General features: G+C 61.4%; 14 protein-coding genes. 9 read left to right on the forward strand and 5 right to left on the reverse strand.

What is annotated here, in order from left to right; all coding sequences use genetic code 11:
* The first annotated feature begins 41 nt into the window (after positions 1-41).
* The 9 genes from NKJ89_RS24925 to NKJ89_RS24965 all read left to right on the forward strand — a co-directional run bounded on the left by NKJ89_RS24925 (position 42) and on the right by NKJ89_RS24965 (position 8,353).
* Positions 42-482 (forward strand): DUF411 domain-containing protein, encoded by a 441-nt coding sequence (locus NKJ89_RS24925; RefSeq protein ID WP_023759570.1) that lies wholly within the window; start codon positions 42-44, stop codon positions 480-482.
* A 95-nt stretch (positions 483-577) separates the two neighbouring features.
* The gene (locus tag NKJ89_RS24930; protein ID WP_023759571.1) at positions 578-1,105 is read left to right on the forward strand and encodes a TlpA family protein disulfide reductase; all 528 of its coding nucleotides are present in this window, start codon (positions 578-580) and stop codon (positions 1,103-1,105) included.
* 13 nt (positions 1,106-1,118) lie between these two features.
* Positions 1,119-1,454, forward strand: a complete 336-nt coding sequence (locus tag NKJ89_RS24935) for a hypothetical protein (RefSeq protein ID WP_352606417.1) — start codon at positions 1,119-1,121, stop codon at positions 1,452-1,454.
* Entirely contained in the window at positions 1,454-2,167 is a 714-nt protein-coding gene (locus NKJ89_RS24940) for an SCO family protein (protein WP_352606419.1), read from the forward strand. The genes NKJ89_RS24935 and NKJ89_RS24940 overlap by 1 nt, the downstream gene beginning before the upstream one ends.
* 306 nt (positions 2,168-2,473) lie before the next feature.
* Complete coding sequence (locus NKJ89_RS24945) at positions 2,474-2,947, forward strand: hypothetical protein (protein ID WP_352606420.1); 474 nt, start codon at positions 2,474-2,476, stop codon at positions 2,945-2,947.
* Positions 2,948-3,076: 129 nt separating this feature from the next.
* Positions 3,077-3,523, forward strand: a complete 447-nt coding sequence (locus NKJ89_RS24950; protein WP_352606422.1) for a hypothetical protein — start codon at positions 3,077-3,079, stop codon at positions 3,521-3,523.
* Between the two features lie 265 nt (positions 3,524-3,788).
* Positions 3,789-5,660 carry an ABC transporter ATP-binding protein gene (locus NKJ89_RS24955; RefSeq protein WP_352606424.1) on the forward strand — a complete coding sequence of 624 codons (1,872 nt, stop codon included), beginning with the start codon at positions 3,789-3,791 and terminating at the stop codon, positions 5,658-5,660.
* Positions 5,661-5,916: 256 nt separating this feature from the next.
* Positions 5,917-7,809, forward strand: a complete 1,893-nt coding sequence (locus NKJ89_RS24960) for an ABC transporter ATP-binding protein (protein WP_352606426.1) — start codon at positions 5,917-5,919, stop codon at positions 7,807-7,809.
* Between the two features lie 211 nt (positions 7,810-8,020).
* Positions 8,021-8,353, forward strand: a complete 333-nt coding sequence (locus NKJ89_RS24965) for a hypothetical protein (RefSeq protein WP_352606427.1) — start codon at positions 8,021-8,023, stop codon at positions 8,351-8,353.
* Between the two features lie 47 nt (positions 8,354-8,400).
* Here NKJ89_RS24965 and NKJ89_RS24970 read toward each other — a convergent pair whose 3' ends face one another.
* The 5 genes from NKJ89_RS24970 to NKJ89_RS24990 all read right to left on the reverse strand — a co-directional run bounded on the left by NKJ89_RS24970 (position 8,401) and on the right by NKJ89_RS24990 (position 13,179).
* A complete protein-coding gene (locus NKJ89_RS24970) occupies positions 8,401-9,183 on the reverse strand; it encodes an ABC transporter ATP-binding protein (RefSeq protein ID WP_352606429.1) in 783 nt (260 codons plus the stop codon).
* Positions 9,184-9,193: 10 nt separating this feature from the next.
* Entirely contained in the window at positions 9,194-9,961 is a 768-nt protein-coding gene (locus tag NKJ89_RS24975) for an ABC transporter permease (protein WP_031260273.1), read from the reverse strand.
* A gap of 124 nt (positions 9,962-10,085) precedes the next feature.
* Positions 10,086-11,093, reverse strand: coding sequence for an ABC transporter substrate-binding protein (locus tag NKJ89_RS24980; RefSeq protein WP_352606491.1), 1,008 nt, complete (start codon positions 11,091-11,093; stop codon positions 10,086-10,088).
* A gap of 296 nt (positions 11,094-11,389) precedes the next feature.
* Positions 11,390-12,121: a histidine utilization transcriptional repressor HutC gene (hutC, locus tag NKJ89_RS24985; RefSeq protein WP_352606430.1), complete on the reverse strand. Its 732-nt coding sequence runs from the start codon at positions 12,119-12,121 to the stop codon at positions 11,390-11,392.
* A gap of 32 nt (positions 12,122-12,153) precedes the next feature.
* Entirely contained in the window at positions 12,154-13,179 is a 1,026-nt protein-coding gene (locus NKJ89_RS24990; protein WP_352606432.1) for a zinc-dependent alcohol dehydrogenase, read from the reverse strand.
* Position 13,180 lies beyond the last annotated feature (1 nt).

Here is a 13,180-nt window from a genome sequence, read left to right on the forward strand (position 1 = left end):
TTTCTCGTCAAAACAACAATAAGACAACAAGGAGTACTGCAATGAAACTGACTTACTCTCTCGCCGCTTTCGCCGTCGCGATCGCAATGCCGCTGCCGGCTGTCGCGGCGACGATCAACGCGGTGATGTACAAGAACCCGCAATGCAGCTGCTGCGAATCCTATGCCAACTATCTGGAACACAACGGCTTCAAGGTCGACATCAAGCCCGTCAACAATCTGTCCCAGATCAGCAGTGACGCCGGCGTGCCGGCGGACCTCGAAGGCTGCCACACGCTGATGGTCGACGGTTATGTCGTCGACGGGCTGGTGCCGGTCGATATCGTCAAGAAACTGTTGACCGAACGGCCCGCCATCACCGGCATCACGCTGGCCGGCATGCCGACCGGTGCCCCCGGCATGGGTGGCGAGAAGGCTGGCCCTTTCATCGTCTACGCCTTCACCAAGGACGGCAAGGCGCCCACGATCTACGCGACGGACTGAAAGGCAAGCGCCATGTCTGCCGATACGTCGGACTGCCCTGCCCGAACCTGGCTCGCCATGACGTTCCTGCGGCTTGAATCGAGGGAACGGCAGCTATGAAGATGGTCGCTCTCGCTCTCTTCGGCGCACTGCTCGCGGTGCCTGGACCTGCGACGGCCGGCGAGCCGCCGCAGAATTTTGCTGTTCAGGCGAGCCCGCAGCCGCTTCCGGAGATTCAGTTCCAGGACGGCGATGGACAACCCAAAACGCTCGCCGATTTTTCCGGCAAGGTCGTGCTGCTCAACATCTGGGCGACGTGGTGCGCTCCCTGCCGAAAGGAAATGCCGACGCTCGACAGGCTGCAGGCCAAACTCGGCGGGCCGGACTTCGAGGTCGTCGCGCTGTCGATGGATCGCGGCGGTCCGGACAAGGTGAAAAAGTTCTTCGCCGAGATCGGTATCGAGCATCTCGCCCTCAACATCGACACGTCGGCCAAGGCGATGTTCGCGCTCGGCGCCCTCGGCCTTCCCATGACATTGCTGATCGACCGCCGGGGCAAGGAGATCGCCCGCCTGATTGGTCCGGCTGAATGGGATGCTCCCGACATGGTCGATTTTATCCGCAGCCATTTTGCTGCCAACTGAGAAGGAATTCACTGTGACCGCCACAGAACTGATCCGAGCCAAGGAGGCCTCGTTCGGCCGCAATGTCCTCGCCTCGATTCGCTACTATCTCGGCGGCCGGCGTGGCTTCCCCGCATTGGCGGCGGCCGTGATCCTCGCAGGCCTTGCATCCAACTGGAGCTGGCTGGCCGCGGCGGGCGTCACGCCGCTGCTTCTCAGCGCTTTGCCCTGCGTCGCAATGTGCGCGCTCGGCCTCTGCATGCACAAGATGACAGGTCGCGCCTGTCCGGCCGAAGACGGTTCCCCCAAAGCTGAAGAGGTCGCCGTTGGTCCGACAACGGTGCCCGCCGATCTGAAAGGCAACAGCTGATGCCAGTCCGTATCCAAGAATGGATGCATTTCCTGCGGTGCCTGATTTCCGTTGCTGCGCTGATTGTGGGCTTCGTCCACGGCGCGCAAGCGCACTCGCTCGAAGAACTCGACGCCATGCTTCAGAGCGACGAAAAGTATTTCCAGCAGATCGACAAACCCGCGCCCGACTTCACGCTGCGTACCGCAGACGGGCACATGGTGCGGCTGGCTGATCTGCGTGGCAAGGTTGTCATCCTCCATTTCATCTACACATCGTGCACGGACGTTTGTCCCTTGCATGCCGAGAAGATCGCCGAGATCCAGAAAATGGTGAACGGCACGCCGATGAAGGACCAGGTCACCTTTGTCAGCATCACCACAGATCCGACGAGAGACACGCCGGACGTGATGCGAAAATACGGGCCAACGCATGGGCTCGATCCCGTCAATTGGGCGTTCCTGACCACAACCCAGGACCAGCCGGAGGACGCTACCCGCACGCTGGCGGAAGCTTTTGGCCACAAATTTACCAAAACGGACGACGGCATTCAGGCGCACGGCATCGTCACGCATGTGATCGACAAGGAGGGCTATTGGCGCGCGAATTTCCATGGCCTGGATTTCGCACCGATCAATCTCGTCACCTTGGTCAATGCGCTGACCAATAGCATCGAGCGGCCGCATCACGAACAGCAAGAGGGCTGGCTGGCGAAATTAAAGAACCTTTTCTGAAGCATCATCCGAAGGAAGGAGAACCCTATGATCTATAATTCAGGGCAATTCGGCGGAGTTTCCGGCAAAATGGCCCGTTCCCTCATGCTGGCCATTGCAACGCAGCCGCCAGGTGGCGCCGATCATGGCAGGCTTCGTCGTCAGCGGCCGGATTTTCCCGGGCGCGACCGATCTTGCGACGATGAAGAGCCTGGTCGAGCAGGCCAGGGCCGCCAAATGAGCCAAATATCGCACCCCAGTCGACGAACGGTTCTGCGCGGCATTTTTGGGACCGCCGCGATTATGGGCTTCCTCAGGGATACGGATTTGGCAATCGCCGCGGAGGATCCAGGCCTGGCGAGCCGCTTCAAAGACCTCAGCGAAAACGGCAACAGCACGTGCTCGGCCAAATTCACGGAATCGATCGCCACCATGCCGAGCACCTCGCGGATCAAGGGCTCGTGCTGCAGCCCGATGGAAATGAAGCGCTATGTCGAGCAGGTGAACGGCTTGGCCAGATACCGGGACATAGCGATGATCCCGAGTGATCCGTACGATATCCCGGCAGGCGTCGCGCAGAAGATGATGCCCTACTACGATGTGAAACTCACCAGCACCGAACAGCAGACCTACGACTATGCGATGGCAAATTCCGAGGAGAAGGGTCCGTGCTGCTGCCAATGCTGGCGCTGGAAAGTGTATGGCGGTCTGGCGAAATACCTGATCCGCGAGCACGGCTTCATCGGCAAGCAGATCGTCGATGTCTGGGACCTGTCCGACGGCTGCGGCGGCGGCATGTGAAATTGTCGTGGCTTACTGACCTGCGGTAACCGGAAGCCCGGAGTTCTACCGCCGAGATGGACTTCGGCGCTTCTTCGCATACAAGTAAATGCGTTTGTGCTAATATATCATCGCCATGCACCTTCGTGCGTGACCAACCAATGGGAGGACGCGATGAAAACCATGAATCGCAGGTCTGCAATTGCTCTCGGTATGACGGCCGCCGCGGCGACGCCTTTTTTTGCCCTGACGGCGTCCGCGAAAGCCAAGAAATACGGCCCGAAAGAAGGCAAGGAGATTGCGCCCGGTGTCAGACTGGTTGAGGTCGGCACCGGCAACTCCGACATTCCCGCCTACAAGAGCATCGCGATTGTCGACATAGTCTTTCAGCCCGGAGCACACGCCCCTCAAACCGTGATGGACAACGACATGGTCTGCACGATCACTTCCGGCGCGTTCACCATCAAGAAGGCAGACAAGGAATTCAAGCTCAAGACAGGTGACATGTACACCTGCTCCAAGGGCAAGACCGACGAGGCGACGAATACAAGCAAGGAGGTCGGTGTGCATCGTATCGCCGTCCTGATACCTGCCTAGCAACCGAAATTCCGGCCGGACGGGTGGTTGCGCCTCGTCCGGCCGTCCCTTGCCTAACTGCGGCTGCCGGCCTCGTCGGCCAATGGCCGCTACGTGCCACCCCCGGCAATGCACCGGGTCACTCGCGGCATGTTGCTGCAGGCACAGTGCGCCGACGGCATTGGCTCTTGAACGGTGGAGCCGGACCCGCGTACCATCGCGCCATCTGAATTGAGTCTGCTTTATTAGTCCGGGCTAACGTCCGGATTGGTCTGGATATTTTCCTTTGAACACGCAAGCAATCGGCGGCGCGCCGGAGCGCGGCAAATCGTTTGCCCATGTGGCGGAAGCCTCCTGGGGCAAGGGCCTCAGCACCTTGCTCCGTATCGTGCGCATGACGCTGCGCCATCCCTGGCAGGTCTCCATCACCATCGTCTCGACCTTCATTGCCGCGACGCTGCAGCTGTTCATTCCGCGCCTGCTGGGACGCGCCATCGACCAGGCGCAGGGCGTGATGACCACGGGTGCCGGTGCCGCGGCAGAGCAAGCGCTGTGGAACACGGCGCTGACGCTGCTCGTCGTCAGCATTCTGCGCGGTCTCTTCACCATGGCGCAGAACTACTATGGCGAGGCCGTCGGCCACCGCACCGGCTATGAGCTGCGCCTGGCATTCTATGAGAAGATCCAGCGATTGAGCTTCTCCTTCCACGACAGGGTCCACACCGGCGATCTGATCACGCTCGGCCTGCTCGACCTCGACGGCGTGCGCATGTTCTTTTCCACCGGCATCCTGCGCGTCGTCCTGCTCGGCGTGCTGATCGGCGTCGGCGCCTATCTGCTGATCAGCACCGACCTTGTACTCGGGCTGCTCAGCTTGAGCTTCGTGCCGTTCGTTGCCTGGCGATCCTCAGTCACCCAGCTCGCATTGCGCAGCACCTGGCTAACGTTGCAGGAGCGCCTCTCGGTGTTGAGCCGCGTGATGGACGAGAATCTCGGCGGCATCCGTGTCGTGCGGGCCTTCGCGGCGCAGCGGCATGAGCTCGAAAAATTCGACCGCGCCAAGCTGTCGGCGCTGGAGCTTGCCAATCAGCGCGTCGACATCCGCGTCGCTAACACCAGCGCCATGAACTTCTCCTTCCTGGCCGCCATGGGCCTGGTACTCTGGTTCGGTGGCCAGAAGGTGATTGCGGGCCAAATCAGCGTCGGCACGCTGGCCCAGTTCCTCACCTTCATGACCATCCTGCAGATGCCCGTTCGCCAGCTCGGCCTGATGGTCAACTCGTTCGCGCGCGCCTCGACCTGCGGCACCCGCCTGTTCGAACTGCTCGACGCTGAGCTCGACATCGAGGACGCGCCTGGCGCCAAGGACCTCGTCGTCACCGACGGCGTTTTGCGCTTCGACAATGTCGGCTTCCGCTATGAGGGCGCGAGCGGCCGGCCAACGCTGTCGGGCATCTCATTCGAGGCCCGGTCCGGCGAGACCATCGGCATTGTCGGCCCGCCTGGCAGCGGCAAGTCGACCATCGCACACCTGATCCCGCGTTTCTACGACGTCACTTCAGGTGCGATCACCATTGATGGCCAGGACATCCGCGAGGTGACGCTGCAATCGTTGCGCAAGGCCGTCGGTGTCGTGCAGCAGGACGCGTTCCTGTTCACCACCTCGATCGAGAACAACATCGCCTACGGCAATCCCTGGGCACGCGAGACCCGCATCGGCCAGGCGGCCGAGTACGCCCAGCTGCATAACTACATCATCGGTCTCCCGGCAGGCTACACCACGGTGGTCGGCGAACGCGGTGCGTCGCTTTCCGGTGGCCAGCGGCAGCGCCTGACCATCGCCCGCAGCCTGATGCTGCGGCCATCGGTGCTGGTCTTCGACGATTCGACCGCGGCAATAGACGCCGGCACCGAGCAGCGGATCCGGGCGGCGATGAAGCGCTTCGCCAAGGATCGCGTCACGCTGATCATCTCGCATCGGCTGAGTTCGCTGATGCATGCCGACCAGATCCTGTTCGTCGAAGGCGGCTGTATCGTCGAACGCGGCACGCATCAGCAATTGCTGTCGCTCGGTGGACGCTATCGCGCTCTTTACGATTTGCAGTTGCGGCCGGACGATGACCGGCCTGCGGTGGGAGCCGAATGGCGAATATCATGAGCTTTAGCTTTGTCGCATCCCGCGCAGCGGTCGTAGTCGCATGCATTCTATCGGATATATGGCTTATAAGTTTTTGTATATCCGTAGTGTATCCCGCAATATTGTCGGGGATATTCCGCGCTCGTGGCAGAGTATACATGAGTGAAATGCATCCTATCAGATTTTGGATGGCAGCTTGTTTTTACATCGCGGCGACGGCGAGCATGATAGTAGCAACTTTTTTCCTTACATACCTATATGTATATAAGGAAGTCTGATGTCGACACAGAGCGACGACGACAAGGAAGACACCAGTGGCCGGCCGACAAAGGCCGTCGTCGGCTCCCATCGCGACGAGGAAGAGGTTTTCGGCAAAGCCTATGATCCGCGCATTATCAGGCGCATCTGGAGCTTCGTGAGACCCTACCAGAGCCGGATTTTCATCTCGGTCGCTGCGGTGCTGGTGTTCACCCTGACGCAATTGGCGATCCCGCTGGTCATCCGCTACGCCATCGACCACGGCATGACAGCGGGCCGGCTCGACCGGTCGGTGATGATCGCCGCGACCGGCGCGTTCGCGTTGATCATCGTCATCAACTATGCCGCCAGCTACGTACAGGAAAGCGTCGTCGGCAAGGTCGCCGAGAACGTGCTGTCCGATTTGCGCCGCGCCATGTTCAGCCACCTGCAGCGTGTCTCGCTGAGTTTCATGGACAAGACCGAGGTCGGCCGGCTGATGTCGCGCCTGCAGGGCGACGTCAATTCGATGCAGGAATTCCTCGAGACGTCTGTGATGTCGGTCGGTGACATCGTGCTGTTGTTCGGCATTGTCAGCGTGCTTTTGTGGCTCGATTTCCGGCTCGGCCTGCTGACGCTGTCGACTATGCCGGTGCTGTTCATCGTGCGCCTGTTCTGGCTGCCGCGTGCCAAGGTCGCCTTCATGGCCGCGCACGAAACCAACTCGATCGCCAATGGCGCGCTGGCCGAAGGCATTCACGGCGTACGAACGGTGCAGAGCCTCGAGCGTCAGCACGTCAATTTCGACCTTTACGACGAGAAGGTGCTGGCCAATCTCAATGCCCATCTGCGCTCGGCGAAATATGCGCAGGTGATGGTGCCGATCGTCGACACGCTGACCGGCATCGCCATGGCGACGGTCATCGTCGTCGGTGGTTCGATGGTGCTCTCGCACAGCCTCGACATCGGCGTCATGGTGGCGTTCCTGTTCTACATCCAGCGCTTCTTCGACCCGATCCGCTCGCTGACCATGCAATACAGCGTCATGCAGCGCGCCATGGCTTCGGGCCAGCGCATCTCCGAAGTGCTCGATGTTCCCGTCGACGTCAGTGACAGGCAAGGCGCCGTCGCCCTGTCGCGCGACATGGACGGCTCGGTCGAGTTCAGGAACGTCACCTTCGGATACCGGCCGAACCAGCCGGTGCTGAAGAACATCTCCTTTCGCGTCAATCCGGGCGAGACCGTGGCCCTTGTCGGTCCGACCGGGTCGGGCAAGTCAAGCTCGATGGCGCTGGTGCACCGTTTCTACGATGTCTGGTCGGGTCAAGTCCTGGTCGGTGGCCACGATGTGCGTGACCTGACGCAGGATTCGCTCGGCGATCAGGTGGCGATGGTGCTGCAGGAGCCGTTCCTGTTCTCAGGTTCGGTGCTGGAAAACATCCGCTATCACAAGACGAGTGCCAGCCGCGAGGAAGTGGTGCGTGCCGCGAAAGCCGTCGGCGCGCACGATTTCATCGAGAACCTGCCCGATGGCTACGACACCGAGCTCGAGCAGCGCGGCGGCAATCTCTCGCTCGGCCAGCGCCAGCTGATCAGTTTTGCGCGTGCGCTGGTGGCGGATGCGAAGATCCTGGTGCTCGACGAAGCCACGGCCAGCATCGATTCCTACACCGAGATGCTGATCCAGAAGGCGCTGGTCAAACTGCTGGAAGGCCGCACGGGGCTGGTTATCGCCCACCGTCTGGCCACCATCCGCGGCGCCGACCGCATCATCGTGCTGCAGAACGGAGAGATCGTCGAAAGCGGCAACCACGAACAGCTGATGCAGGGGAAAGGCCTTTACGCCCGCCTCTACAACATGAACTACGCTTCGTTCGATGACATTTCTGGGGAAGAAATGGCAATGGACGCGGCGCTCGGCAAAGCGACCTGAGTGCGGCCGGCAGGGTTCGACCCGACAGATCGCCTGCTGCCCGTGCGTTTTCTGACAAGACCTATGTGCGAGATCGCCTGAGTGAGGCAAGCGGCGATTGCGCAATACGGCCGTTGTCCAAAGATCGCTTGTCCCGATTTTGTGAAGGAACGTGTGGGTGCAGAATCCGTTTTCGTCCCGTGCATGTCTCGCATGAACAGGAGGCATCCTCATGAAACGGCAGATGATGCTCACCGGTGCCATTGTCCTGGCGGCCGCGAGCGCGATCTCTATTAGCACTGTCGCCGATGCCGCGGTCGTTAGGCACCATTTTGTCCGCCATGTCGCGGCACATCGCGGCGGCGAGCATCGGCACGTGGTTCACCGGGAATATCTACGGACTGACATGTGGGTTGGCGGCGGTTGGACGGGCGACAACTCGGCCGGTGACAATGCCCGGATGGACAGCTACTACAATGGTTACGGCAGCTACCATGGGTATGTCGGCGACTTTTGCGGGACCGTCGCGTGGACGCTCGGCCTATGCGGTCCCCACGGCCCCTGATTCCTGACTGATATGTGGGGCCAACGAATTGTTTGACCGCCCGGATGCTACGCCATTTCGGGACGTTTTGACGCCTCGCGGATCGCCTTGTGAACGCCGCGCTGCAGATCCATGAATGCCGGGCTTTCCATCACCTCTTCACGGCGCGGGCGCTCGATATCGACGTTGAACGTCTGCGTGATGCGCCCCGGGCCGATCCCCATGACGACGATCCGGTCCGACAAATAGACGGCCTCCTCGACGTCATGAGTGACAAACAGGACGGTCAACCTGTGTTCCTCCCAGATCTGCGTCAGCAGCTCCTGCATCTGATGCCGGGTCAAGGCATCGAGCGCGCCGAAGGGCTCGTCCATCAGCAGCATCTTGGGCCGATAGGAAAGCGCGCGCGCTATGGCAACGCGCTGCTTCATGCCGCCCGAGAGTTCGGCCGGATAGCGGTCGGCGCTGTCCGACAGCTTGACGAGCTTGAGATGCTCTAGCGCGATGCTGCGGCAGGTCGAACGGTCGTAGCCGGCGGCCTTGAGGGCGAACTCGATGTTCTGCCGCGCCGTCAGCCAGGGAAGCAGCGTGTAGGACTGGAAGACGACGCCGCGGTCGAGGCCCGGCCGCAGGATCGGCGCGCCATCGATGCTGAGATCGCCGGCGTCGAAATCCTGCAATCCGGCGACGATCGACAGTAGCGTGCTCTTGCCGCAGCCCGATATGCCGACCAGGGAGACGAACTCGTTGTCGGCAAGATCGAGGTTGATGTCGCGTAGCACTTCCTTGCGTCGCTCGCCCGTGCCGAAGCTCTTGTTGAGACCGGCGATCCGCAATTTGGGAGAGCTCATCGGCGGCACCTCATTGCGAGCGGCCCTCCTGCTTGAACAGCACCTTTTCCAACGCCTTCATGACCTGGTCGGTGATCAGGCCGAGCAGGCCCAAGAGCAGGATGTAGCCGATGATGGTGTTGGTCTGGAAATAGCGCTGCGACACGGTGATGCGATAGCCAAGCCCCGATGTCGCCGCGACCAGTTCGGCCAGCACCAGCCAGGTCCACGCCCAGCCCAGGCTGATGCGCAGCGTATCCCAGATACCCGGCAGAGCGCTGGGGACGACAATGCGCGTCAGGATCTTGCGATCCGGCAGGCCGAGCGTGCGCCCAAGGCCGATGAAATCGGCGGGAACCCGTTTGACGTTGTCCATGATCATCAGCACCTGCTGGAAGAAGGTGCCGATGAAGATGATCAGGAATTTTTGCGTATCGCCGGTACCCGCCCACAGGATGGAGAGCGGCACGAAGGCGACGACCGGCATGTAGCGGATGAAGTCCACCAGGGGTTCGATGGCCGCTTCCCAGGAGCGGAAGCTGCCGATCAGAACGCCGATCGGTATCGACAGTGCCGAGGCGATGAGGAAGCCGATGGAAATGCGATACATCGAGGCTTTGAGGTCCAGCCACAACGTGCCGTCGGCCGCGAGCTTGGCTATCTGCGTCGCGACGCTGCCCGGCGACGGCAAGAAGATCGGCTTCACCCATCCCAGTCCGGTCGCCGTCCACCAGGCAAGGCCAAGCCCGACAAAGACAGCCACCGCGATCGTCAGGAAACGCGACCTGGCGATGGGCACACCGATCCCGGAGGATCGGCGGCGCTTCGCCGGTTTCGTGATGGGGCCTGGCGCGGAATGCGCCGGGCCTGTTTCCGCCGGTCGCTCCGCCGACATTTGCGTCACCACAGCGAACCGGCCTTGATCATTCCGCCGCCTTGACGAAAGACGGGTCGATCATCTGTTCCGGCGTCACATCGGCCTGCAGCAGCTTGGCGTTCTTGGCAGCGGCTTCGACATCGGCGAAGGTCTTCGTGCTGAAGTCGCCGGTGAGCGCCGTCTTGTTTTCGGCGAGCGAATAATAGCGCACGCCGTCAAAGGCGGTGTTGAGGTCCTTGACGTCCGAACCGACGGCCTTGGCAATGATGGCGCGGCCGCCTGATGTATCGGCTTTGTAGTCCTTGAGCGCCGCGTCCCAGCTCTTGATCATGGCCAGCACCTGGCCGGGCCGCGACTTGATCACCTCGTCGCGCACCACCAGCACGTCGCTGATCAGGCCGGGATCCTCGCCGGCGGTGAACAGCAGCTTGACGTCCTTGTTCTGCGCCATGGCGACAGTGAGGTACGGTTCGTAGGTCACCGCGACCGGCACCTGGCCGGCGATCAAGGCGCCGCCTGCGTCGGATGCCGGCATCGGCACGGGCTTCACGTCGTCGATCGACATGCCGTTTTTGGCGAGCGCGTATTTGAGCAGGATGTCGCTCGTCGTGCCTTCCTCGAAGGCGACTTCCTTGCCCTTGAGGTCCTTGATAGAGGTGATGTCCTTGCCGGCGATCATGGCGTCGGCGGTCATGCTGACATCGAGCAGCAGCACGATCTTCACCGGCAGGCCGGCCGCAACCATGCCCATCGCCGTGTGCGTGGCGATATTGGCGGCGTCGAGCTGGCCGCTTGCGAGCGCCGCGTTGATGTCCTTGTCCTCGGCGAAATTGACGATCTGTACGTCGGTCAAGCCGTTTGCCTTGAACAGCGCCTTGGCCTCCGCGACATGCCACTGGCCATAGCCAAGCCAGGGCTCGATGCCGATCTTGAACGCTCCCGCCTCGGGCGTAGTGGGAATGGCCGCATCGGCCGCGTAGGCTGCCGGGGCGGCGGCGAGCCCGATGGCGACGGCCATCACGAGCGCGCGAAATTGTCCTGTTAGGTTACGCATCATCTTTGTTCCCCTTGATGATCAGACCGCTTTTCTTACCCAGGCGTCCGGTCTGTTGAGACTGCGGGTTTCTGCTCTTGCGGCACTGTGCCTCGGCGTCTTACCTGCCACCTCATGGTGAAGTGCGAGGATATTTCAGCGTCAGCAGGAGCGGATGTCAAGGCTAAAATACATACATGCATATACAAGTTGGAAAGGACTCAATTTCGACTTTGATCGTGCGCCTCTGCCTGCCCTCAATACATGCAAAATACATTGGCAACGAAACCTCTCCGTCTTGCGTCGCAGCGTTACCGTCAGCTATTTTTGGAAGGGGAATAACGGCTGCCGAGCGAGTAGCGGCTGCCGGCATATGTCAGCCTGCTGATCGTCGCCACCACCGCGCCCGTCCATGTCCGGCGGTTCAGGAAAAGGCAGCAGGCGCCGACATCGATACCCAGATGCCGCGCCGTCTCGGCATCAGCCGGGATCGCCGAGATGATATGCTCGACCTCGCTCACCGGGGTTTTCTGCATCAGGTAGTCATAGGTCGCCGTCTTCGAAAAATCCTGCTTGTCGTAGTCGGGTATCAGAGCCGGATTGACGAAGCGCTCTTCCAACTGCACCGGCAGATCGTTCTCGAAATTGACGACGACGGAATGATAGATCGAGACACGTTTTGGAAATTCGAACGACAGCGCCAACTCCTTTGTCGGCATGATCGTTTCGAGCACGAGGACTTCGGAGCGATGCCTGTTGCCGCGCTCGACGATTTCCGCAGCGATATTGTTGATCTCGATCAGCGTGGATTGCGGCCGCGGTGGCGCAATGAAAGTTCCCACACCTTGCAGCCGGGTCAGAAATCCCGCCGCGGTCAGTTCCCGCAAGGCGCGGTGCACCGTCATCCGCGATACGCCCAGCGACGCCACCAACTCATTCTCGGACGGCAGCTTGCGATCCTTGCTCCACTTGCCGGTTCCGATATTCGTCAGAATATAGTCCTTCACCTTCTCGTAGAGAGGGCTGGCCGTATCGGGCAAGGTGATCATTTCAAAAGTCCTTTCCGGCGATTGATCGGAAATCACGACGGCTCGACAGGTTGCCGCATGCGGATGATTGTTTTCAAGCCGTCGCTGCGCCCCGCCAACAGCCGCTCATAGGCGGCGGGAAGCTCATCCAGGCCGATCTCTTGATCGATCAGGGCCAGCAGCGGATCGCTGAGTTCACCCAGCATCCGGACGGCCTCGGGCAGCTCGTCGGCAAAGGCGTGGCATCCCAGCAACCCGATTTCGCGTTCGACCAGACTATTGGGGTCGATGTCGAGGCGGCCATGGAAGATGCCGACCATAGCAACCGTGCCGCCGGGATCGAGAACGCGGAGCAACTGGTTCAGTGCCGCGATGCTGCCTGTCGCTTCGACGGCCGCGAGCAACGGGGCATTGGCGGTAGCGCTGGCAATGGCATCCCTGTTCAGGTCGACGATCGTTGCCCCGGTCACCCGCGCCACCCGGGCGCAACGGCCCAGGTTGCGGTCGGCAACCAGCACGGTGCCCGCAAAAGTTCGAGACAACAGCAGCGCGGCGAGACCGCCGATGGGTCCACAGCCAACAACCAGCACGGAACCTGTCGTTTTCGGCAGCCGCCGCACCGCGTGCAGCGCCACCGCCAGCGGCTCGGCCATCGCCGCAACCCGCTCGTCGAGCGCGGCATCGATGGCATGCAAAAGCCGCGCGGGCAGCACCGCCTGTTCTGCAAATCCGCCGTCGCAGATCTCACCCACGAAGCCCAGCGCAGTGCAGAGATGCCGCCTGCCGGCGCGACATTGTGCGCAATCTCCGCACCAGAAGCGGGAATCGGCAATCACCCTGTCGCCGACGGCGACCGTATCGACGCCCTCGCCAATGGCGATCACCGTGCCGGTCAGCTCATGGCCGGCCGTCGAAGGCGACCGGCTTATCCATTGGCCGGTGCGGAAATTGTGCAGGTCCGAACCGCAAATGCCGGCGGCATCGACCCTCAGCTTCACCCAGCCCGCATCCGGCGTGCCCGGCGCGGCGATGTCCTCGACGCGCAGATCGCCGGGTCCATAAAGTCGTGCGGCCTTCATC

It is taken from the genome of Mesorhizobium sp. M0047, from assembly GCF_040323315.1.
In the GTDB taxonomy this organism is placed as follows: Bacteria; Pseudomonadota; Alphaproteobacteria; order Rhizobiales; family Rhizobiaceae; genus Mesorhizobium.